We start from the raw sequence: 22,049 nt of genomic DNA on the forward strand, positions 1-22,049 counted from the left end.
TCCGTCCATGTCCCTACTCAACAGCCCCGCGTGGCAGCAATTCATCGCAGCGACACGCGGCGCGTGCCGGGACGGCCAGAAGCTGCGCCTCATCACAGCGCCTGGCCTGCGCCTGGACTTGAGCGCCCAGGCGCAGTCTGCCGACCTGCAGGCCGCCTCCCTGGACCTGCTTGCGCAGCAGGACTTCGAAGCCGCTCGCGCCCGGCTGTTTGATGGCGGACCCGCGAACTGGACTGAAGGACGAGCGGCATGGCATACCGCCTTGCGCGCCGCTGAACCACCGGCGATGGTGGCCAAGGCGGTGCTGGCCGAGCGCGAACGCCTGCGCGAGTTCGTGCGCAAGGCCGACGCGGCTGGCCGCTACAGCGGCGTCCTGCATCTGGGTATCGGCGGCAGCGACTGGGGCCCCCGGCTCGTCAACCGCGCCCTGCGCCACGAGGGCGCCCGCCGTGAAGTCCGGTTCGCGTCCAACGTGGATTCACATTCGGTCGCCGACGCGATGAGCCGGCTGGACCCGCACAACACGCTGGTCATCGTCGCCTCGAAATCATTCACCACGACCGAACCGCTGGCCAATGCCGAAGTCGCGATGAACTGGCTGCGCGACGCCGGCGTTGCGGATCCCATCAAACAGGTCGTCGCCATCACCTCGAACGTCGAGGCGGCGCTGAACCTGGGCATCCTGCCCGATCACATCTTCCAGATCTGGGACTGGGTGGGCGGCCGCTATTCGCTTTGGTCGGCCATCGGCCTGCCCATCGCCCTGGCGTTGGGCAACGACACGTTCGACCAGCTGCTGGCGGGCGCCGCAGCCATGGACGAACATTTCCGCACCGCGCCCATCGCCGACAACGCGCCTGTCCAGATGGCGCTTGCGGGCGTCGCAAACCGCAGCGTGCTGGGCTATGACTCGCTGGTCATCACCCCCTACGATTCGCGGCTGTATCACATCGTGCCCTGGGCGCAGCAGCTGGAAATGGAATCGCTGGGCAAGGTCGCCACCGCCGACGGCAGCCCGGCCGGCGTGCCGACGGGGCCCGCGGTGTGGGGCATGTCGGGCACGGATTGCCAGCACACGTTCTTCCAATGGCTGCACCAGGACGAGGCGGGCGCTCCCGTCGACTTCATCCTGTGCGAACAGCCGGACCATGCCTACGCCCGGCACCACGAACTGCTGGTCGCGAACTGCCTGGCGCAGCGCTCGGCCCTGCTGCGCGGCAAGTCGTACGAAGAAGCCCTGGCGGAAACCTCCGCCACGGAAAGAGATCCGGCACGCGCGCGCCTGCTGGCCCGGCACCGGGTGCATCCGGGCGGACGCCCGTCTTCGCTGATCGTCCTGCCCCGCCTGGAGGCCTATACGCTGGGCGCGCTGCTGGCCCTGTACGAGCACAAGGTGTTCACGCAGGGCGTGATCTGGGGCATCAATCCCTTTGACCAATGGGGCGTGGAGTTCGGCAAGGCGCTGGCCAAGAACATCATGCGCGAACTGGATGCGCCCCAGGCCAGCCAGCAGGATCCCTCCACCCGCTTCTGGATCGACGCCATCAGGCGCTGAGCGCGTCGTACAGCCCCACGTGGATCCGGGCGACCTGCTCGATATTGAATTCGCGTTCCGCGAGCGCCCTGCCCGCTGATCCCATTGCCTGGCGCAATGCCGGGTCTTCGGCCAGGCGGGCGATGGCGTCGGCCAGCGCCTGGGCATCGCGCACAGGCACCAGCAAACCGGTCACACCCGGCTCGATGGCGTCCCGGCAGCCCGGCACGTCGGTCGTCACGACCGGCCGCGCGCACGCCGCGGCTTCGATCAGCGATTTGGGCAGGCCCTCGCGATATGAGGGCAGCACCGCGATATGCGCGGCCGCGTACAGCGCAGCCACATCCGATCGCTCGCCCAGCGCCTCGACGCAGCCTTCCCGCCGCCACGCATCAACATCCTCCTGCGTGGCGGAGGTGGGGTTGCCGGCGTCCACACCGCCCACGAGCTGCATCGTCACGGACACGCCGCGCTGGCGCAGCAGTCTTGCCGCCTGGACGAATTCCTGCACGCCCTTGTCGCGCAGCAGCCGCGCCACCATGGTGACCACGACCGGCGGGGCCGGCGGTTCGGGCGAGGCGCGATAGGCGTTCAGGTCTACGCCCGCGCCCCGGATGATGACCACCTGGTCGTCGCGCACCGCGCCCAGGGACTTGAGCATGTCGCGGTCATTGGCGTTCTGGAAAATCACGCGGCTGTTGGGATGACCCAGCGCGATCCGGTACAGGCGCGCCACCACGCTGCGGACCAGCCGCATCTTCAGCGAATTGGACAGGAACACGAAGCCCAGGCCCGAGATCGCCGCCACCATGCCCGGCACGCGGGTCAGCCGCGCGGCGATGCCGCCGTACAGCACGGGCTTGATCGTGACCAGATGCACCACGGCAGGACGCAGGCGGCGGAACAGGCGGATCAGCGCCAGCAGCGTGCCCAGTTCCTGCAGCGGGTGCTTGCCGCTGCGGGTCATGGGAATCGGGTGGTGGGTCATGCCCAGCGCCTGGATGTCCGCCACGGCCGGTCCGTCCATGGTGGCCACGTGGACGTCGTAGCCCGCGCGCTGCGCGGCCAGCGCTACCGGCACGCGGTGCGACATGAAGAAAGCCGGGTTGTTGACGACAAACAGCAGACAGCGCCCGGCGCTCATGCTTGGACTCCAGAAATACGGCGCCAGACGGCGATATAGCTTTGCACCATGCGCGCAAGGTCGAAGTTTTCCAGGACGCGCGCCCGTCCGGCCTCGCCCGCGCGCTCGCGGCCGCGGGCGGCCACGTCGCACAGGGCGGACTCGATGCCGCGCGCCAGGGCCTCGGCCTGCTCGGGCGGCACCACGACGCCGGCGTCCCCGACAATGTAGGCGGCGTCCCCGACGTCCGTCACGACGCAGTACACGCCACAGGCCATCGCTTCGGCGACCACGTTCGGAAAGCCTTCGGCGCAGCTGGACAGCACATGCACATCCAGGCCGTTCATCATGGCCGGCACGTCGTCGCTGGGGCCGTTCAGCACCACGCGGTCGCGCAGGTCCAGCTTGTCGATCAGGGCGCCCAGATCCAGATTGCCGGCAGTCATGTCGCGGCCGATCAGCACGCAGCGCAGGCCGGCGTCGCGGCCGTCGCGCACCAGAGCGGCGACGGCGCGCAGCAGGTTGGCGTGATCCTTGAGCGGGTCCCAGCGCGCCACGCAACCGATCACGGGCACGTCCTCGGGCAATCCCCACTGCAGTCGTGCGCGTGCGCGCGCGCCGGGATCCGGCGCATAGCGCGACAGGTCATAGCCGTTGGAAATCACCACCAGCCGGTCGCGCCGGTAACCCTTTTCGGCGTGGCGCTGCGCGGCATTCTGCGCCGCGCACACGATCGCCCGCGGCACGCTGCCGGACAGCAGCGCGCACGCGCGCAGCACCAGGCGCGCGGAGCGGCTGCTGCGCTCCAGGTGCGCGCCGGAATTGCGGATGCCCCAGGCAATCGCCCGCACGCCGGCCAGGCGTGCCGCCAGTCCGCCGATCAGGTCGGCGTGATACATCCAGGTCTGCACGGCGTCCGGGCGCGCTTTCGCGATCAGGCCGCGCAACGCCATGAAGCCTCCCAGGCTCACGCGCCCGCGCTTCATGCCCAGCGCGTGGACGGTCACGCCTGCCGCGCGCAGGCGTTCGCCGTAGATGCCCTCGTCGGTCAGCGACACGACGGTGTGCTCGGCCTCAGCGCCCGGCCACGTCGCCAGGCGGAACAGCACGGACTCCGCGCCGCCCTGCCCCAGGCCGGTGATGACATGCAGGATGCGCAAGGGACGGGCGCTCATCGCCCCTCCCGCACCGCTTCGAACAGTTCGTCCCATTCGGCCAGGACGCTGCTCAGCGCGTAGCGGTGGCGCACGGCCGCCGCGCCGCGCGCGCCCAATTGCTGGCGCAAAGCCGCGTCGCCCATCAGGCGATGCAGGGCGTCGGTCATCGCAACGCGGTCTCCGGCCGGGACCAGCAGCGCGTCCTGCCCATCCCGCGTCATTTCGCGCGGGCCGCTGGGGCAGTCGAAGGCCACGCAGGGCAGGCCCAGCGACATGGCCTCAAGCAGGACGTTGGGAAAGCCCTCGACCAGCGAGCTCAGCACGAAGGCCTGGCCGCGGGCCAGCTCTTCCCAGGGCGTTTCGGTGCGTCCGGGTAGGCTGATGCGCGATTGCAGCCGCAGACGCGCCACCTGCTGCTCCAGCGCCGCACGCTCGGGGCCTTCGCCCCAGATGCGCAGGTTCCAGTCCGGGAACTCGGGCGCGATCTGCGCGAAGATGTCGATCAGCAGGGAGAACTGCTTGTCGGGCACCAGACGCCCCATCGCCAGCAATGTGCGGGGTTCGCCGTCCTGGATTTGCTGCACCAGCGGCGCATCCAGCAGCGGCGCGGGCAGCGGATTGGGAATGACGGCCAGGCGCTTGATGCCCGGCACCTGGCGCGCGAACGGGCCGGCGGTGTCTTCCGCCTGCACCGTCACCATGTCGGCGCGGGGGTAAAGGATGCGGCGCAGCCTGCGCCAGACGGAGCCCGTCGTGGTTTCGGCGACCGGGTTGGTGCGTTCGCAGACGATGAGCGGCACCCGCAGGCCGCGGGTGGCCAGGATCGCCGCCACATTAACGTTGGTCAGGAAGGACACCACCACGTCCGGCTTGCTGTCGCGGATGTGCTTGCGCAGGGCCTGAAGCCGCTTGAACGCAGCCATCGGTCCCGACACCCGGGTGCCGGCCAGGTCCGCCAGCCAGGCCAGTTCGACCTTGTCCGACAGCGGATAGAAGCAGGTTCCCTTCGAGGAATAGGTGGGCGTCAGAATGACGCTGTCCCCGCGCTCGGACCATGCGTTGACGAGCGTCGCAGCCACTCTTTCCGCGCCGCCCGCATGCATGGAGCTGACCAGCATCAGTATTTTCATTCGTCAACGGTCCTCAATCGGTCCTCCTTGGCCCTTGCCCGCTCGATAGCGGTCCAGCCAGGCCTGCAGCATCAGCACGCCCCAAAGGTGGCTGTCCCAGTTGCGATGCCCCGAGGTGTGCTCGCGCCATTTGCGCAGGATGGGTTCGGGTTCGAACCAGCCTTCCTGGCGCAGGCGCGCCGGGTCCAGCAGCGCATCGGCCCATTCGCGCAGGGGGCCGCGCAGCCAGGCGGCCAACGGCACGGCGAAACCGCGCTTGGGGCGGTCGACCAGGGCCTGCGGCACATGCCGGTGCAGCACCTGCCGCAGCAGCCACTTGCCCGTATTGCCGCGCACCTTGTATTGGTGCGGCAGGCTCCAGGCGAACTCGTAGACGCGGTGGTCGATCAGCGGCACCCGCGTTTCCAGGCTGACGGCCATGGCCGCGCGGTCCACCTTGACCAGGATGTCGTCGGGCAGGTAAGTCACCGTGTCCAGCTTCATCATCGACTCAAAGGTGGAACCCTGCATCGCGCGCTCGAACTCGGACAAGGGTTCGACCCCGCCCTTCACGACGCTGGACGGGTTGGCCCAGTACGACACGAAGTGGCGATAGAACTCGCCCCGCGAGTCCGTGCGCAGCAATTCGCCCAGCTTGCCCACCTTGCCACGCCACGCGCCGCGTCCGGGCAGGTGCGTGGAAGCGCTGAGCATCGCGCCTGCCGGCTTGCGCAGCAACGCGGGCACACGCTCGCACTGGCGCCACCAGTTGTCGACGCGGAAATAGCGCGAATAGCCGCCGAACAGCTCGTCGCCGCCATCGCCCGACAGGGCCACCGTCACATGCTGGCGCGCCATGCGCGTCACCAGCGAAGTCGGGATCTGGGAGGAGTCCGCAAAGGGTTCGTCATACATGTCGGCCAGCGAGGGCACCACCGCCAGCGCGTCGTCCGCCGTGACGTAGAGTTCGGTGTGATCGGTGCCCAGATGCGTGGCGACGGCCTTGGCGTGCTGCGCCTCGTCGTAGCCCTTTTCGTGGAAGCCGATGGCGAACGTGCGCACGGGTTGCGAGCTCTGCGCCTGCATCAGGGCCACGATGGTCGACGAGTCGATACCGCCCGACAGGAAGGCGCCCAGGCTCACGTCGGACAGCATCTGTCCGCCGACGGCCTTGGACAGCACGCCTTCCAGCGCGTCCGTCGCCTGCGCGTCGGATTCGAACGACAGGCGGGACTTCGCCGCCGAATCCGCGGCGTCGCGCGCCGACCAGTACACGCGCGGTTCGGGCATGCGGCGGCTGCGGGTGTCGTCAGCGGTGAACTCGACCCAGGTGCCCGGCGGCAGCTTGGCGATGCCTTCGTAGATGGATTGCGGCGCCGGAATGTAGTTGTGCCGCATGAACGACGCCAGCGCATTGCGGTTCAGATTGCGGCCGAAGCCCGGGACCGGCATCAGGCCCTTGAGCTCGGATGCGAAGACCAGCTCCGCGCCCGAATAGCCGTAGTACAGGGGCTTTTCGCCCATGCGGTCGCGCGCCAGCACGAGCTTGCGCGACGCCTTGTCCCACAGCGCGATGGCGAACATGCCCACGGCAGCCTGCAGGGTGGCCTCGATGCCCAGGGCGGTAAAGCCCGCCAGCAGGGTCTCGGTATCGGAATGGCCGCGCCAGGACGGCGCCAGCGCCGATTGCTCGAGCTGCTTGCGGATGTCCAGATGGTTGTAGATTTCGCCGTTGAACACCATGACGTAGCGGCCGCAGGCGGACGCCATGGGCTGATGGCCCGCTTCGGTCAGGTCCAGGATGGCCAGGCGCACATGCGCCAGCGCCAGTTCGGCGTCGGCGTCTTCCCAGTAGCCATTGCTGTCGGGCCCACGGTGGCGGATACGGCGGCAGCTATCCGCCAGCACCTGCGCCTTGTTCCCCATGGGGCCCCAAATTCCGACAATTCCACACATGATGTTGTTCTCGTGGTAACCGTAGCAACGGCGCGCGCGGACCCTAGCGGCCCGACTCCCGCACGCCGTCAAAAATTTCCTGCCATTTTTGCAGCACGCGCGCGGCCGAGAAACGGTCGCGCACGTCCGTGGCCGCCTGCGCCATGCGTGCGCGGCCATCGTCGTCGCGCATGACGGCGTCCAGCGCCTTGCACAGGGCCGACACATCGCCGTTGGGCCGCACCAGCACGCCATCAATGCCATCGCGCACGATCTCGCGCGGCCCCGTGTCGCAATCGAACGACACGGCGGCCAGCCCGCTGGCCATGGATTCGAGCAGCGTATTGGAAAGGCCTTCAAAACGCGAGGTCAGCACATACAGCTGGGCGCTGTCGTACCAGTCGCCGACGTTGCCGGCGCGCCCGGGCATCGAGACGCGCGATTGCAGACCGGCTTCCCGCAGCTGCGCTTCTAGCGCGGGCCGTTCATCGCCCTCGCCCAGGATAACCAGATCCCAGTCGGGATGCGATGGCGCCAGACGCCCGTAGGCCTGGATCAGGAGGTCGAAGCCCTTGTCCGCGTGCAGCCTGCCGACCGCCAGCAGGCGCTTGCGCCCGTCTCCAGAGACCGGCGCCAGGATCGGCTCGGCGCGCGGCAGCGGAAAGTGGACGGGATTGGGAATGACGGCCAGCCTGGAGCCGGGCACATGGCGTTCCAGCCAGTCGGCGGTGCCCCGCGTCAGTGCGATCACCCGCGCGGCCCGCGGGTAGGTCAGGCGGCGCAGCCGCTGCCAGAAGCCCGACAGGGTCTGGGACGGCGGATGCGTGTGCTCGGTGGCGATGACGCGGCATCCGAGCCCCGCGCTGGCAAGCACGGACAGCACCGAGGCGGTGGTCATCATGCCTAGCACGATGTCGGGCCGGAACGACTTGATCACCCGGCGCAAGGCGCGCACGCGCTGCACATTGCTCCAGATGCCGCGCAGGCCGCCACCCTCGCCCGCCGTATTCAGGACTTCGCGGCGGACCTTGGGGTGCAGCGCATAGACGTCGCCATCGGCGCTGGCCTGCGTGACCACCATGACTTCGCTGCCTTCCGCGGCCCAGTGCGCGCTGAGATCGGCGGCAACGCGTTCAGCGCCCCCGCCATGCAGCGAATGGATGAACAGCAACACGCGCGCCGGTCGGGCGGAGTGGGCGACGGACATTCAATCGGCCTCCTTGGGTTCGGCCTTGCGCAACGCCACCACCAGGTAGCAGGCGAAGGACAGCACATACATGAGGCTGGTCGCGAGCATGATGCCGGCCGCGCCCATCTTGGGCGCAAGCACGGTGTTCAGCACGGCCTTCAGTGCAAAATTGCCGACGGCGATGGCGGCCATGATGCGATAGCGGTTCTGGCTGGCCAGCAACTGAACCAGGATCAGCACGCCAAAGTAGAACGGCAGCTGCAACAGGCCCCAGCGCAGCACATGCGCGACGGCCTCGGTATTTTCGGCGGTGAAGGCGCCGCGCTGGAACAGCACCGAGACGCCCCAGGGCGCCAGCACCCAGCCCAGGGCGACGGCCACGGCGCCCGCCCCCACCATCAACAGCGACCACTTGAGCGCCATGCTGCGCGCGCGCGCGGTGTCGCCGCGGGCCTGCACGTCAGCCAGCACAGGCAGCGCGGCGCGACCGACGGAAACCGCGCCGATGCCCAGCAACAGGGACAGCAGCCGGCTGGCGTAACCCAGCGTCGCGTTGGCGTTTGCGCCCAGGTTGGCCGCGGCGTACTGGTCCAGCGGGCCGACAAAGCTCATCGCCACCTGGCCGATCAGCATCACGCCGGCGGCGCCCATCAGTTCGGGCCAGTGCGGCGACCGCAGCGACAGGCGCGGCGAACCCCAGAATCCGTTATCGGCGCGCGCCGCCAGCCAGGCCAGCCAGGCGGTCTGGATGGCGTAGCCGACCAGCGTGCCCCACAGCAGCGGACCGACGCCATCGGCGCTGGCGGCCAGCATGACCCAGGCTAGCGTGGCCACGGCGGGGACGCTGTCGAGCAGCGTGTTGACGTGCCGTTCCTGCGCCCGCAGGCGCGCGGCGCTGATGCCAGCGACCAGCAGCAGGGCCGAAACGGGAGCAAACGCGACCAGCAGGTCGCCGGTCATGCCGCGCACGCGGTCCGACAGGCCCTGGCCCAGACTATCCACCACATAGGGCCACGCGAACCAGGTCAGGATGGCCAGCGCGATACCCGCGGCCGCGACCCAGCCCTGCAGCTCGCGGATGAATTGTTGCTTCTCGGCGCCGTCGGCGCGGTTCAGCCGCACCAGCACCGGGATCAGGACCACCGACAGGACGCCCACGATCGTGACCGGCAGCCAGGTGGCCATGGTCATCGTGAATTGGTAGGCGTCCACGGCGTCGCTCACGCCATAGCGGTACGCCACCGCCATCTCTTTGATGGCGCCGGCGGCCTTGCCCAGCAGCAGAAACACCGCCACCCGGAACGCGCCCTTGAAGATGCGCTGATGGTCCGGGTGGATGTTGCCGAGTTTTCGGACTAGTGCTTTCAAATCAACGCAGGAATTGCGTGTACCAGGGCATGGCGACTTCCAGCCCCTGGAGCACCGTATGCGTGGGCGCATAGCCCAGCAGCCTGCTCGCCTTGCCGATGTCGGCCTGCGAGTGGCGCACGTCGCCCGCCCGGAAGTCGCCATAGACCGGCTGCTTGCCGTAGTTCACGCCCTGGTTGCCCAGGGCCTGCGCCAGGAAGCTGAAGAGCTGGTTCAGGGTGCTGCGGCCGCTGACGGCCACGTTGTAGACCTGGTTGCGGGCCTCGGGCGCGGCCATGGCGCCCAGGATGTTGGCCTGCACGGCGTTTTCCACAAAGCAGAAATCGCGGCTGGTCTCACCGTCGCCGTTGATGGTGACATCCTTGCCCTGGATCATCGCGGCGGTCCACTTCGGGATCACGGCGGCATAGGCGCCGTCCGGATCCTGACGCTTGCCAAACACGTTGAAGTAGCGCAGGCCCACGGTTTCGAAGCCGTACGAGCGCGCGAAGACGTCAGCGTACAGTTCGTTGACGTACTTGGTCACCGCGTACGGCGACAGCGGCTTGCCGATGTTCTCTTCCACCTTGGGCAGCGCGGGATGGTCGCCGTAGGTGGAGCTGGAAGCGGCATAGACGAAGGACTTCACCTTGGCGTCGCGCGCGGCCACCAGCATGTTCAGGAAGCCGCCGATGTTGACTTCGTTGGTGGTGATGGGGTCGTTGAGCGAACGCGGAACCGAGCCCAGCGCGGCCTGGTGCAGCACGAAGTCCACGCCTTCGTTGGCGCGGCGGCAGGCGTCCAGGTCGCGAATGTCGCCTTCGATGAACGTGAAACGCGCCCATTGCTCAGGGGTCACCGTGGACTGAACCTCGTCCAGGTTGCGCTGGTGGCCCGTGGCGAAGTTGTCCAGGCCGACTACGGTCTGCCCCAGCTTGAGCAGCGTTTCCAGCAGGTTCGAACCGATGAAGCCCGCGCAGCCGGTCACCAGCCACTTGCGCGGCGTGGCGGACAGTTCCTGGGTGATGGTCTCAAAACGAGTGGTCATTGCAGAATCCCTTACAGACGCAGATCGGATTCGGCGGGCGACAGCACATACTTCAGGTCATAGAGGATGTGTTGCGCCTTGCCGAGCTTGCGGATGCCCTCCGCGCCCATCGCCTTGAACTGGTTGTGCGCCACGGCCAGGATCACGGCATCGTACTTGCCTTCCTCGGGCTTGGCGACCGGGGTCAGGCCGTATTCGTGTTCGGCTTCGGCGGTTTCGACCCACGGGTCATAGACGTCCACGTCGACGTTGTAGTCGCCCAGTTCACGGACGATGTCCACGATGCGCGTGTTGCGCAGGTCGGGGCAGTTTTCCTTGAAGGCCAGGCCCATCACCAGCACGCGGGCGCCCTGCACATGGATGCGGCGCTTGGTCATTGCCTTGACCAGCTGCGACACCACGTAGCCGCCCATCGAATCGTTCAGGCGGCGGCCCGCCAGGATGATTTCCGGGTGGTAGCCGATGGATTGCGCCTTGTGGGTCAGGTAGTACGGGTCCACGCCGATGCAGTGGCCGCCAACCAGGCCCGGACGGAACGGCAGGAAGTTCCACTTGGTGCCGGCGGCCTGCAGCACGGCTTCGGTGTCGATGTCCATCTTGTTGAAGATCAGGGCCAGCTCGTTGATCAGGGCGATGTTCACGTCGCGCTGCGTGTTCTCGATGACCTTGGCGGCTTCGGCCACGCGGATGCTGGCGGCCTTGTGGGTGCCGGCGGTGATGATTTCCTTGTAGAGCTGGTCGACCAGCTCGGCGACTTCGGGCGTGGAGCCGGAAGTGACCTTCTTGATGGTGCTGACGCGGTGTTCCTTGTCGCCCGGGTTGATGCGCTCGGGGCTGTAGCCGGCATAGAAGTCCACGTTGAACTTCAGGCCCGACACGCGTTCCAGCACCGGCACGCAATCTTCTTCCGTGGCGCCCGGATAGACGGTGGACTCATAGATGACGATGTCGCCGCGCTTGAGCACGGCGCCGATGGTTTCGCTGGCCTTGACCAGCGGCGTCAGGTCCGGCTGCTTGTATTCGTCGATCGGGGTGGGCACGGTCACGATGAACACGTTGGCCTCGCCCAGTTCGGCGCGGTCGGCGGTATAGGACAGGCGGGCAGCTTCGGCCAGCTCCGCATCGCTCACTTCCAGCGTGTGGTCGTGCCCCGCCTTCAGCGCGTCGATGCGGCGCGTATTGATATCGAAACCGATGACCGGACGCTTTTTGCCGAACTCCACCGCAAGGGGCAGACCGACGTAGCCGAGGCCGACGACAGCGAGTTTCACATCCTGAATTCGCAACATAACACTCCCTTCACCGTAGAACATTTACGGCATTTAAAAATTTGGTCGGGTGATGGATAACCGAGCCCCCGGCGGAGATCGCCGGGGCACTCAAACTATTCTGTGGTTCGCAAGACGGAAGGCAGCAGCAGCCATCCCGGGCGGCGCCAGGACACCAGGCGCGCATACAGCCAGATGTAGACGCTGGCGAACACAACCAGGCTGGCGCTCAAGGCCCAGGCGTTGTCCCACCAGATGGTCGCGGGCACCAGGCCGATCAGCGCCAGCACCCACATATATGGGGACGCCAGCGCGTTGCACAACGCGGGCACGGCATGGCGCCGGCCACGGCTGAACGTCACGCGGACCAGGCGGCGGAACACCAGCTGGTGCAGGTGCAGCGCGTCCGGCTGGTCCACCGGCACGCCGCGCTTGAAGCGGCGGCGCCAGATGGAGAACCCGGTTTCGAAGACGGGGTAGAACAGCACCGCCAGCGCGTAGAACGGCGACACCGACGGGTTGCGCACGACCAGCAGCACCGCCAGTTCGGCCAGCATGAAGCCCAGGAAATATGCGCCGCCGTCGCCCAGGAACACGCGCCCGAAGGGGAAGTTCCAGACCAGGAAGCCCAGCGTGGCCGAAGCCAGCGCCGCCGCCACCAGGAAGATCGGCACGTCGCCCACCTGCAGGGCCACCAGGCTGATCGACACGGCCATCAGGGTGGCGACCATGCCGGCCAGGCCGTTCATGCCGTCGACAATGTTCAGCGCGTGCGTGCAGCCGCCCACCGCGAACATGGTGAACAGCAGCGAAACCGGCCAGAAAGAAAGCACGTAATCAACGGGGGCCATGCCGACGCGGCTGACACCGCCCAGCAGCCACCAAGCGATGGCCGCGGACAGGAACGCCGCCAGCAGGCGCTTGCTGGCGCCGATGTCCTTGGTGATGTCTTCAAGCAGGCCGGCCACGAATACGGGAAGCGCCGCGACGAACAGCGCGGGCCAAAGCCAGGTCAGGGTCATGTTGCTGGGGCCGAGCACCAGCAGGCCGGCCAGCGTGCCGGCGAGCACCGCCAGACCGCCGACGCGAGGAGTCGCGCGGGAATGGTTGGCCTGGGGCTTATTAAGGTCGCTATCGCCGGTAAAAGCGCCATGCCAGCGTTCGGACGCCACGATGAGTCCCCCCACCATGAACGCGACCACGCATATGTACAGCCAGGTCACTGGATCACCTCTGGTTGGTCTATCGAGACAGGCCCGCCATTATCGGAGGCAGGTGTAACGCCCATATATGGGAGGAATAAGGAAGTGCAAACCCGCGGCACAGAACGTAACGCGGCCAGACGGGCGGCGCATCCGCCCCGCATGTGTTTGGAGGGCATCGTCGCGACGGCGCCGCAGGCGCGCGGCTGTACAGGTTTCATCAGACGATTGTAGAGCGTTCCGCCCCGGGCAACGCGAAATATCTCAGGGAAAACGCGAAGACAGGACGGCCGTTCGGCGATGAGGAACCTCAGGGATCGCCAATGCTCTCTTACAAAATAGGGACGCAACGATTGAGGACAAAAAAAAGCCCGAGATCGTGAGATCTCGGGCTAAATCCACCAAAGGAGGAGGGTGGAGGAGACAACCGTGGCATGTTGGGAGCTGGCCTTCTGCTCGCTGCGCTTCCGGGGTTTTCACCGCGCCGTCTGCGTTTCAACATCCGATGACTGAATAGTACCCACGTTTTTTGTGCGATGCAAGATTTTTTTTGATCTCTTTTTTGAGCCCTGCCGGGCGTTGCATTTTTGCTGCAAATTTTCGCCGCACCCCTGGGAAAGCCGCGCCAATCAATGACCTTAAAGAAAAGCGGGTTTTTGCCGAAGGGGTTTACCCGTTGCGGATTTACCCTAGACGACAGCGGGTATTCCCACCCTGGCTTTTGCACCGAAACGGTGCGTCAAGCACCAGGATGCGGCCGATTTTGCGCATTGCAACATTTCGGCAAACCCCGAATTCAGATCCAGTAGGCCGTGCTCGTCATGACCTTGGACATCGCGCGCATGGCCGTTTTCACGGGCGCAGGCAAGGGAACGCCCCCCGCTTCCTCGGCGCTGGCGCGGTGCTGGGCCTCGTCGTCCTTCATCTTTTGCACGATCTGGCGCGAACGCTCGTCTTGCACCGGCAAGGTGCGTAAATGTTCTTCGAGGTGGGCCTCGACCTGCTTTTCGGTTTCTGCCATGAAACCGAGATTGCGCGGCACGCCCGCAACACTCGCCATGACGCCCAGCGCGAACGAACCCGCGTACCAGAGCGGATTCAGCAGGCTGGGCCGACTGCCCAGTTCAGTCAGGCGATGGTTGCACCAGACCAGATGGTCGACTTCTTCGGCTGCGGCGTTGAGCAGCAGCGCGCGCGGCGCGGGCTCGCGGCAGACCGATGCCTGTCCCCGGTACAGCGCCTGGGCGCAGACTTCTCCCACGTGATTGACGCGCATAAGCCCCGCGGCGTGGCGCTTTTCCTGCGCCGACATTGCCTGGGGCAATTCTTCGGCGGTCGCCGGATAGGGCCGGCCGGCGCTGGCGCTGCCCGACAAGACCCGCAGTGCGCGGTCGGCCTCGGCGAGCAAGGCATCCAGCGGGCCGGAGCGGCGTGAAAATGAAACGGGGCCGGATCTAGGCAGCGTGGTGGACATGGCAACTCCTTGACGGAACAGGCGCATACGCCCCTGTTGCGGGGCGGGACTCTCGTGCCCGGGATTGTACGCAACAGGTATCATCAGCCATTGACTGCGCTCAAGCTCAAGGACACAACAAAATGGAATGCACGATCGACTGGGGCGGCCCCAACGGCATGCTCTTTACCGCCAGCACCGGCAGCGGCCACGTGGCCGTGATGGATGGCGCCGTGGACGGCGGCGGACACAACCTGGCCCCCCGCCCGATGGAAATGCTGCTGGCTGGCACTGGCGGCTGCACGGCCTATGACGTGGTGCTGATCCTCAAGCGCGGCCGCCACGCGGTCACCGGCTGCAGCGTCAAGCTGCAGGCCGACCGCGCCGACGCCGACCCCAAGGTCTTCACGCGCATCCATTTCGCCTTCACCGTCACCGGCCGCAACCTGCCGCGCGCCGCGGTCGAACGCGCGGTGCAGCTTTCCCACGAAAAATACTGCTCGGCCTCGGCCATGCTGGAGAAAACCGCCGCGATGACGTTCTCGGTCGACATCGTCGATACCCAGGAAGCCACCGCCGCCGCCTGAGCCAAGGCTGCAACAGCGATCGCGGCATGATGTAATTCGGCCTCAGCCTTCACCTATATAGGCGCCGCCGCGACCGGTTCGCGGCGGCCAGTTTGCGTCACCCGCCGGGCGGGCGAGCACAAGGACCGCCATGAAACAATACCTGGACCTCGTTCAATCCATTCTCGACACCGGCGCCTGGCAGGAAAACCGTACCGGCATACGCACCCTGAGCATGCCGGGCGCCTCGCTGCGCTTTGACCTGCAGAAAGGCTTCCCCGCCGTCACCACCAAGAAGCTGGCGTTCAAATCCGCCATCGGAGAGCTGGTGGGCTTCATGCGCGCCTCGCGCAGCGCTGCGGAATTCCGTGAGCTGGGCTGCAAGGTCTGGGACCAGAACGCGAACGAAAACGCCCAGTGGCTGGCCAACCCCTATCGCGAAGGCCCGGACGACCTGGGCCCCGTCTACGGCGTGCAATGGCGCCAGTGGCCGGCGTACAAGATGCTGGACGCCAACCGCCCGGCGCAGATCGAAGACGCCCTGTCGCGGGGCTATGCCAAGGTGGCCGAACTCGAAGAAGGCGGCCAGCCCAAGGTGCTGCTGTACAAGGCCGTGGACCAGTTGCGCCAGTGCCTGGACACCATCCACGAGCGCCCGGGCGACCGCCGCATCCTGTTCCACGGCTGGAACTGGGCCCAGATCGAGGAAATGGCGCTGCCCCCCTGCCATCTGCTGTACCAGTTCCTGCCCAATGCGACGACCCGCGAAATCTCGCTGTGCCTGTACATCCGCTCCAACGATGTGGGCCTGGGCACGCCGTTCAACCTGACCGAAGGGGCGGCGCTGCTGCACCTTGTGGGCCGCCTGACCGGCTATACGCCGCGCTGGTTCACCTACTTCATCGGCGATGCGCACATCTACGAGAACCACCTGCCGATGCTGCGCGAGCAACTGACCCGCGAGCCCTACGAGGCCCCGCAACTGGTCCTGTCGGACCGCATCCCAGACTACGCCGTCACGGGCAAATACGAGCCCGAGTGGCTGGAAAAGGTGGAACCGGGCGATTTCTCGCTCTCCGGCTATACGCACCACGCCCCCCTGACCGCGGCGATGGCCGTCTAGACAGCCGCCGGCCGGCAGCGGCCGGCGCCAGCTGCCCGGGTGTCAGCCCGGCCGCGAACTCCTTGCCCGCCCGACCGCAGGTGAAGATTGGTGAGCTTCTGGAAGCCCGATTTCGGTATAACCCATCCCTTAGCCACGGACGCGCGTCCAGCATGGCGCGCGCCCGGTTGCAGCCGGGCGCCCCGACTGGCGCCGCGTCCGCCGCTCGCCCGAACAGCGCCGACCGCTGGCGCCGCACTGCCGCATCCCCCAATCCCCAGAAAAGAGAGTGTGAGAACAGCCAGCGTTGAGAGCAGGATCCTCCTTGCGACCGGAATGCAACTGTTGACTACCAATTGAATTAAATTCGCGCCCGAGCGGCGGCTGTATGCGCTTAGGACAGGACACCACAAATGCTCGTTGGAACTTATAACCCTTCGCTCGTCCTCGTATCCCTAGGGGTCGCCATCCTGGCGTCATACACGGCGCTGGGCATGGCCAACCGCGTCAGGGCCGCGAGCGGGCTGCCTGCCGCGAAGTATTGGCTGGCTGGCGGCGCATTCGCCATGGGCGTCGGGATCTGGTCCATGCATTTCGTGGGCATGCTCGCATTCAGCCTGCCCATAGCCATGGGCTACGACCTGCCGCTGACCGCCCTATCCCTGGCCATCGCCATCGGCTGCTCGGCCTTTGCCCTGTGGATCGTCTGCAAAGACGAGCTTCCCTGGGGCCGTCTGGCCGCGGCGGCGCTCCTGATGGGGGCCGGGATCGCGGCCATGCACTACATCGGCATGGCCGCCATGCGCATGGCGCCGGGCATCCAATACGACCCCGTCTGGTTTGCGCTGTCCATCGCCATCGCGGTGGCGGCCTCGGGCGCGGCGCTGTGGATCACCTACCGGCTGCGTCACGACGGGCCGCGCGTGGCGCTGTCGCGTCCGCTGGCCGCAGGCGTCATGGGGCTGGCCATCGTCGGCATGCACTACACGGGCATGGAGGCCGCCGGCTTTCCCGCCGGCAGCATCTGCATGGCCGCCGACGCCGGCATTTCCGCCGGCTGGCTGGCGATTGCGGTAACGGCGGTGACGCTGAGCGTGCTGGCCATCGCCCTGGTCGTCGCGGTGCTGGACAACCGGCTGGAAGCCCGCACGTCCGCCCTCGCCTCTTCGCTGGCGGAGGCCAACGAAGAGCTGGTGCAACTGGCCCTGCACGACACTCTGACCAAGCTGCCCAACCGGATCCTGCTCGAAGACCGGATGGAACAAGCCATCGAAAGCGCCAGCCGCCGCAAGGGCTACTTCGCCGTGCTGTTCTTCGACCTGGACGGATTCAAGGCGGTCAACGACGCCTATGGCCACCACACCGGCGACGCGCTGCTGATCGACCTGGCCCAGCGCATCCGCCAGGCGCTGCGCACCCAGGACACGGTCGCCCGCCTGGGCGGCGACGAGTTCATCGTCCTGAGCGAAGTCATCGAACCCACCGACGCGGCCAACGTGGCCGACCGCCTGATCGACGCGATCGCCCGCCCCGTCATGGTCTACGGACACGAGGTCCTGGTGACGTCGAGCGTAGGCATCGCCGTCTATCCGAACGACGGCGAGGACACCCACGCCCTGCTGACCAACGCCGACGCCGCCATGTATCACGCCAAGCGCCTGGGCGGCACCGGCTACAGCTTCTTCGAGCCGTCGATGAACGCTGACGCGCACGAACAGATCGAGCTCCTGCACGACCTGCGCCTGGCGCAGGAACGCGGCCAGTTCGTCCTGCACTACCAGCCCAAGTACGAGGCGCCCGCCGGCCCGATCCGCGGCGCCGAGGCGCTGCTGCGCTGGAACCATCCCACGCGCGGCCTGGTGGGCCCGGACCTGTTCATTCCCACGGCGGAAAAGACCGGGCTGATCCTGTCCATCGGAGAATGGGTCATCAACGAAGCCTGCCGCCAGATGCGGGAATGGATCAATGCCGGCCAGGGGCACTGGACCATCGCCGTGAACATCTCGGCGCTGCAGTTCGCCCACGCCAGCCTGGTGGAGACCGTGCGCGCCGCGCTGGCGCGCCACGATGTCCCGCCGGCATGCCTGACCCTGGAAGTGACGGAATCCACCGCCATGCGCGATGCGGAAGCCAGCCTCACGGTGCTCAAGCGTCTGTCCGCGTTGGGCGTCACCATCTCCATTGATGATTTCGGAACGGGCTATTCAAGTCTGCTTTACCTGAAGCGGCTGCCCGCCACCGAACTGAAGATCGACCGCGGATTCGTGAACCAGCTCGACAACGACAACGAGGACGCGGCCATCGTATCGGCCATCGTGGCGCTGGCGCAGCAGTTGAACCTGCGCATCGTGGCCGAAGGCGTGGAAACGACCGCCCAGCAGAAATTCCTGACGGGGCTGGGCTGCGACTCGCTACAGGGCTTCCTGCTGGGCAAGCCGATGCCCGCCTCCGAATTCCTCGAGCACGCCGTGAACTGAGCGGCCAGGGCCGGCGCAATTTGCTACGCTTACGGCGTCCAACCCCTACCGTTCCACGCACGCATGACCGCCAGCCTTACCCTGATCGTCGCCTATTCCACCAACCGCGTCATCGGACGCGACAATGCCCTGCCCTGGAAGCTGCCGGGCGATCTGGCGCATTTCAAGCGCAGCACGCTGGGCCATCCCATCATCATGGGCCGCAAGACCTGGGATTCGCTTGGCCGCCCGCTGCCCGGCCGCAGCAACATCGTCATCAGCCACAATCCCGGATTCAGCGCCGCCGGCGCGCTGCTGGCGCCCACGCTGGAAGCGGCCGTGGCCGCCTGCGGCGATGTGGAGGAAGCTTTCGTGATCGGCGGCGCGCAGATCTACGCGCAAGCCTTGTCTGTGGCCAGGCGCGTGCTGGCCACCGAAGTCCATGCCGAGGTCGACGGCGACGCCTTCTTCCCGCTTCTGCCGTCGTTCCAATGGAAGGAGACGGCGCGCGCGCCGCAGCCTGCCGAAAACGGCTACGACTACGACTTCGTCACTTACGAGCGCGCCTAGCGCGCCTGGCGAACTAGGCGGCGCCCGCGTTGCGCATGAAGCGCCACAGCGCCGGCGCCGCCGAGTACGCCACGTTAAAGCGCACCCAGGGCGTATCGGCCTCGTCCGCCTCGAAGTAGGAGCCGGGCGCCAGCCAGATTCCGTCCTTGAGCGCCAGCTCCGCCAGGCCATTGGCGCCGCGCTCGCGCCACTGCCCCGCCACCTTGGCCCACAGGAACAATCCGCCCAGGGGCCGGCCGTAGATGTCGAACCCGTGCTGGCGCATCAGTTCCGCCACGCTGGCATGGGCCTCGGCCAGCCGCTCGCGGGTGCGCGCAATGTGGGCGCGGTAGCGGCCCTCGCGGATGACCTGGTGCACGATGCGTTCCATGATCTCGGGCGAGGTCAGGCCGACCGCCATCTTGGTGCGCGCAATGTCGCGCACCAGATCGCGGTGCGCCACCACGTAGCCCACCCGCACCGACGGACTGATGACCTTCGAATAGCCGCCCAGGTAGACGACGCGGCGCGCCCCGTCCAGCGCCGCCAGCATCGGCGTCACGCCCTGCGCCAGCTCGCGCGAGATGTCGTCTTCCACGACCCACAGACCGTGCCGTTCGGCCGTCTGCAGGATGCGGAACGCGTTGGCCATGCCGATGCTGGCGCCAGAGGGATTCTGCAGCGCGGTGTTGATGAATAGCGCGCGGGGCCGGTGCTGGGCCGCCGCGCGCTCCAGCGCGTCGCAGTCCAGCCCGTCCACGGTCCGCGGCACCGCGATGACCCGCAGGCCGGCCAGGCGCAGCATCTGCAGCAGATTGGCGTACGCAGGCTGCTCCACCACCACGCAGTCGCCGGGCCGCAGCAGCGTCCGGATCACGGTGTCCAGCCCATGGGACACGCCCTGCGTCAGCAGCACCTGCGAGGCCTCGACTTCCATGCCCTGCGCGCTCAGGCTGGCCGCGATGGTTTCGCGCAGCGGCGCGTAGCCGTACGGATGCCCGTAATTGGCGATGCGCATCGCCGGCACGCGCCCCATGTGGCGCAGCGCAAGGTGCAGCCCCTCTTCGTTCAGCCATTCGCCCGGCAGCCAGCCGCATCCCGATTTGATGGGGATGGAATGGTCCGCGAAGATGTCCGACAGCAGCCAACCGGCGTTGAGCCGCGGCGGCTCCCAGGACGGCGGCTCGATCCGGCGCGCAGGAGCATCGGGCGACGCGACCCGGTACCCCGCCCCCGGCCGCGCCGCCAGCCACCCCTGGGACACCAGCCGGCTGTAGGCGCTGGCCACGGTAAAGGTGCTGACGCCGTATTGGCGCGCGAACTCGCGCACCGAGGGTAGGGACATACCCGGACGCAAGGTCTGTTCTTCGATGGCGCGCAGGATGGCCGCCACCAGCTGCTCGACGAGGGTTGGCGCGGGACCGCGGGCGCGGATGGGCTGGAAATCAATCACAGGGTAACTGTACAGTTGCGGCGCCCATAACTATACAGTTAGCGGCAAATGCGCGGATTGTATATTTTCATTCCCTGCGGGACGTTCCAGAATCGTCCGAATCCCGCTGGCTCCGCGCCTTTCGCGACATCCGGCGGTTGTCCATCCCCTGGAGTCACCATGAACGCCCCCGCCCAGTTGCCCGACCTGTCCCATCTCTGGATGCCCTTCACTGCCAATAAGCAGTTCAAGGCCCACCCGCGCATGCTGGCGACGGCCAAAGGCATGTACTACACCTCCACCGACGGCCGGCAGATCCTGGACGGCACGGCAGGCCTGTGGTGCGTGAACGCCGGGCATGGCCGCGAAGAAATCGTCGAGGCGATCTCCCGCCAGGCTGGCGTCATGGACTACGCGCCGGGCTTCCAGCTTGGCCATCCGCTGGCCTTCGAGGCCGCCACCGCGGTCGCGGGCTTGATGCCGCAGGGGCTGGACCGCGTGTTCTTCACGAATTCCGGGTCCGAATCCGTCGACACGACGCTGAAGATCGCCCTGGCCTACCACCGCGCACGCGGCGAGGGCCAGCGCACCCGCCTGATCGGCCGCGAGCGCGGCTATCACGGCGTGGGGTTCGGCGGGATCTCGGTCGGCGGGATCTCGACCAACCGCAAGACCTTCTCCGGCGCGCTGCTGCCGGCCGTGGACCACCTGCCCCACACGCACAACCTGGAGCAGAACGCCTATTCGAAGGGCCAGCCCGTCTGGGGCGCGCACCTGGCCGACGAGCTCGAGCGCATCATCGCCCTGCACGACGCCTCCACCATCGCCGCCGTGATCGTCGAACCGATGGCCGGGTCCACCGGCGTGCTGATCCCGCCCAAGGGCTATCTGGAAAAGCTGCGCGAAATCACCGCCAAGCACGGCATTCTGCTGATCTTCGACGAAGTGATCACCGCCTACGGCCGCCTGGGCGCCGCTACCGCCTCCGAATTCTTCGGCGTGACGCCGGACATCATCGCCATGGCCAAGGGCGTCAGCAACGCCGCCGTCCCGGCCGGCGCGGTCGCCGTCAAGCGCGAAGTGCACGACGCCATCGTCAACGGCCCAGCGGGCGGCATCGAATTCTTCCACGGCTACACCTATTCGGCGCACCCCCTGGCCGCCGCCGCCATCCTGGCGACGCTGGACATCTATCGCCGCGAAGACCTCTTCGGACGCGCACGCAAGCTGTCCACGGCATTCCAGGACGCCGCGCACAGCCTGAAGGGCGCCCCTCACGTCATCGACGTGCGCAACCTGGGCCTGGTGTCGGGCATTGAGCTGGCGCCGCGCGCCGGCGCGCCCGGCGCCCGCGCCGCCGAGGTGTTCCAGAAGTGCTTCGACAGCGGCCTGATGGTGCGCTACACGGGCGATATCATCGCCGTGTCGCCGCCGCTGATCATCGACGAGGCCCAGATCGGCCAGATCTTCGAGCAGATCGGCAAGGTCCTGAAAGAGGTAGCCTGATCCATCCCCGCGCGGCGCCGCGCGCGCATCGCGCCGGCGCCGCGCACGGGCGGCCTGTGGCCGCCCGCCGGCG

The 22,049-nt window shown here is 67.2% G+C and carries 17 protein-coding genes; 6 read left to right on the forward strand and 11 right to left on the reverse strand.

Features of this window, described 5'->3' with window-relative positions; translation table 11 throughout:
* The first annotated feature begins 7 nt into the window (after positions 1-7).
* Positions 8-1,555, forward strand: coding sequence for a glucose-6-phosphate isomerase (pgi, locus tag KYC_RS22170; RefSeq protein ID WP_008166667.1), 1,548 nt, complete (start codon positions 8-10; stop codon positions 1,553-1,555).
* Here pgi and KYC_RS22175 read toward each other — a convergent pair.
* The 10 genes from KYC_RS22175 to coq7 form a co-directional block, all read right to left on the reverse strand.
* Positions 1,545-2,678, reverse strand: coding sequence for a glycosyltransferase family 4 protein (locus KYC_RS22175; RefSeq protein ID WP_008166669.1), 1,134 nt, complete (start codon positions 2,676-2,678; stop codon positions 1,545-1,547). The genes pgi and KYC_RS22175 overlap by 11 nt on opposite strands.
* Positions 2,675-3,832: a glycosyltransferase family 4 protein gene (locus KYC_RS22180; RefSeq protein WP_043519083.1), complete on the reverse strand. Its 1,158-nt coding sequence runs from the start codon at positions 3,830-3,832 to the stop codon at positions 2,675-2,677. Before KYC_RS22180 ends, KYC_RS22175 begins: the two co-directional genes overlap by 4 nt.
* On the reverse strand, positions 3,829-4,944 hold the full coding sequence (locus KYC_RS22185) for a glycosyltransferase family 4 protein (RefSeq protein ID WP_008166673.1): 1,116 nt from the start codon (positions 4,942-4,944) through the stop codon (positions 3,829-3,831). Before KYC_RS22185 ends, KYC_RS22180 begins: the two co-directional genes overlap by 4 nt.
* Before the next feature lie 3 nt (positions 4,945-4,947).
* Positions 4,948-6,879, reverse strand: a complete 1,932-nt coding sequence (asnB, locus tag KYC_RS22190; RefSeq protein ID WP_043519084.1) for an asparagine synthase (glutamine-hydrolyzing) — start codon at positions 6,877-6,879, stop codon at positions 4,948-4,950.
* A gap of 43 nt (positions 6,880-6,922) precedes the next feature.
* Complete coding sequence (locus KYC_RS22195; protein ID WP_008166677.1) at positions 6,923-8,065, reverse strand: glycosyltransferase family 4 protein; 1,143 nt, start codon at positions 8,063-8,065, stop codon at positions 6,923-6,925.
* Positions 8,066-9,415, reverse strand: a complete 1,350-nt coding sequence (gene murJ / locus KYC_RS22200; protein WP_008166679.1) for a murein biosynthesis integral membrane protein MurJ — start codon at positions 9,413-9,415, stop codon at positions 8,066-8,068. It lies immediately after the preceding gene.
* 1 nt (position 9,416) lies between these two features.
* Positions 9,417-10,442 carry an SDR family oxidoreductase gene (locus KYC_RS22205; protein WP_008166682.1) on the reverse strand — a complete coding sequence of 342 codons (1,026 nt, stop codon included), beginning with the start codon at positions 10,440-10,442 and terminating at the stop codon, positions 9,417-9,419.
* A gap of 11 nt (positions 10,443-10,453) precedes the next feature.
* Complete coding sequence (gene tviB / locus KYC_RS22210; protein ID WP_085945506.1) at positions 10,454-11,731, reverse strand: Vi polysaccharide biosynthesis UDP-N-acetylglucosamine C-6 dehydrogenase TviB; 1,278 nt, start codon at positions 11,729-11,731, stop codon at positions 10,454-10,456.
* A 95-nt stretch (positions 11,732-11,826) separates the two neighbouring features.
* Positions 11,827-12,933 (reverse strand): MraY family glycosyltransferase, encoded by a 1,107-nt coding sequence (locus KYC_RS22215; RefSeq protein ID WP_008166685.1) that lies wholly within the window; start codon positions 12,931-12,933, stop codon positions 11,827-11,829.
* Between the two features lie 775 nt (positions 12,934-13,708).
* Complete coding sequence (coq7, locus tag KYC_RS22220; RefSeq protein WP_008166687.1) at positions 13,709-14,386, reverse strand: 2-polyprenyl-3-methyl-6-methoxy-1,4-benzoquinone monooxygenase; 678 nt, start codon at positions 14,384-14,386, stop codon at positions 13,709-13,711.
* Between the two features lie 122 nt (positions 14,387-14,508).
* Between coq7 and KYC_RS22225 the strand changes: the two genes are divergently transcribed.
* The 4 genes from KYC_RS22225 (at position 14,509) to KYC_RS22240 (ending at position 19,059) form a co-directional block, all read left to right on the forward strand.
* Positions 14,509-14,952 carry an OsmC family protein gene (locus KYC_RS22225; RefSeq protein ID WP_008166689.1) on the forward strand — a complete coding sequence of 148 codons (444 nt, stop codon included), beginning with the start codon at positions 14,509-14,511 and terminating at the stop codon, positions 14,950-14,952.
* A 130-nt stretch (positions 14,953-15,082) separates the two neighbouring features.
* On the forward strand, positions 15,083-16,054 hold the full coding sequence (locus tag KYC_RS22230) for a thymidylate synthase (RefSeq protein WP_008166691.1): 972 nt from the start codon (positions 15,083-15,085) through the stop codon (positions 16,052-16,054).
* 392 nt (positions 16,055-16,446) lie between these two features.
* Positions 16,447-18,510: a putative bifunctional diguanylate cyclase/phosphodiesterase gene (locus tag KYC_RS22235; RefSeq protein ID WP_043519085.1), complete on the forward strand. Its 2,064-nt coding sequence runs from the start codon at positions 16,447-16,449 to the stop codon at positions 18,508-18,510.
* A gap of 63 nt (positions 18,511-18,573) precedes the next feature.
* Positions 18,574-19,059, forward strand: a complete 486-nt coding sequence (locus KYC_RS22240; RefSeq protein ID WP_008166695.1) for a dihydrofolate reductase — start codon at positions 18,574-18,576, stop codon at positions 19,057-19,059.
* Between the two features lie 13 nt (positions 19,060-19,072).
* Here the strand turns inward: KYC_RS22240 and KYC_RS22245 are convergent, their stop codons facing one another.
* Positions 19,073-20,491, reverse strand: coding sequence for an aminotransferase-like domain-containing protein (locus tag KYC_RS22245; protein ID WP_008166697.1), 1,419 nt, complete (start codon positions 20,489-20,491; stop codon positions 19,073-19,075).
* A 159-nt stretch (positions 20,492-20,650) separates the two neighbouring features.
* On the opposite strand from KYC_RS22245, the gene aptA reads away from it, so the two are divergent.
* Positions 20,651-21,976: an omega-aminotransferase AptA gene (gene aptA / locus KYC_RS22250; RefSeq protein ID WP_008166698.1), complete on the forward strand. Its 1,326-nt coding sequence runs from the start codon at positions 20,651-20,653 to the stop codon at positions 21,974-21,976.
* Positions 21,977-22,049: the final 73 nt, after the last annotated feature.

Origin of the sequence: Achromobacter arsenitoxydans SY8, from assembly GCF_000236785.1 — a bacterium.
Lineage (GTDB): Bacteria > Pseudomonadota > Gammaproteobacteria > Burkholderiales > Burkholderiaceae_B > Achromobacter > Achromobacter arsenitoxydans.

Excerpts from the sequence above, each read along its gene's own strand:
- KYC_RS22205 (WP_008166682.1), bottom strand. The coding sequence starts at position 10,442 with ATGACCACTCGTTTTGAGACCATCACCCAGGAACTGTCCGCCACGCCG.
- KYC_RS22235 (WP_043519085.1), top strand. The coding sequence starts at position 16,447 with ATGCTCGTTGGAACTTATAACCCTTCGCTCGTCCTCGTATCCCTAGGG.
- aptA (WP_008166698.1), top strand. The coding sequence starts at position 20,651 with ATGAACGCCCCCGCCCAGTTGCCCGACCTGTCCCATCTCTGGATGCCC.
- KYC_RS22175 (WP_008166669.1), bottom strand. The coding sequence starts at position 2,678 with ATGAGCGCCGGGCGCTGTCTGCTGTTTGTCGTCAACAACCCGGCTTTC.
- tviB (WP_085945506.1), bottom strand. The coding sequence starts at position 11,731 with ATGTTGCGAATTCAGGATGTGAAACTCGCTGTCGTCGGCCTCGGCTAC.
- asnB (WP_043519084.1), bottom strand. The coding sequence starts at position 6,879 with ATGTGTGGAATTGTCGGAATTTGGGGCCCCATGGGGAACAAGGCGCAG.
- KYC_RS22185 (WP_008166673.1), bottom strand. The coding sequence starts at position 4,944 with ATGAAAATACTGATGCTGGTCAGCTCCATGCATGCGGGCGGCGCGGAA.
- coq7 (WP_008166687.1), bottom strand. The coding sequence starts at position 14,386 with ATGTCCACCACGCTGCCTAGATCCGGCCCCGTTTCATTTTCACGCCGC.
- KYC_RS22225 (WP_008166689.1), top strand. The coding sequence starts at position 14,509 with ATGGAATGCACGATCGACTGGGGCGGCCCCAACGGCATGCTCTTTACC.
- KYC_RS22240 (WP_008166695.1), top strand. The coding sequence starts at position 18,574 with ATGACCGCCAGCCTTACCCTGATCGTCGCCTATTCCACCAACCGCGTC.
- KYC_RS22180 (WP_043519083.1), bottom strand. The coding sequence starts at position 3,832 with ATGAGCGCCCGTCCCTTGCGCATCCTGCATGTCATCACCGGCCTGGGG.
- KYC_RS22230 (WP_008166691.1), top strand. The coding sequence starts at position 15,083 with ATGAAACAATACCTGGACCTCGTTCAATCCATTCTCGACACCGGCGCC.
- KYC_RS22195 (WP_008166677.1), bottom strand. The coding sequence starts at position 8,065 with ATGTCCGTCGCCCACTCCGCCCGACCGGCGCGCGTGTTGCTGTTCATC.
- pgi (WP_008166667.1), top strand. The coding sequence starts at position 8 with ATGTCCCTACTCAACAGCCCCGCGTGGCAGCAATTCATCGCAGCGACA.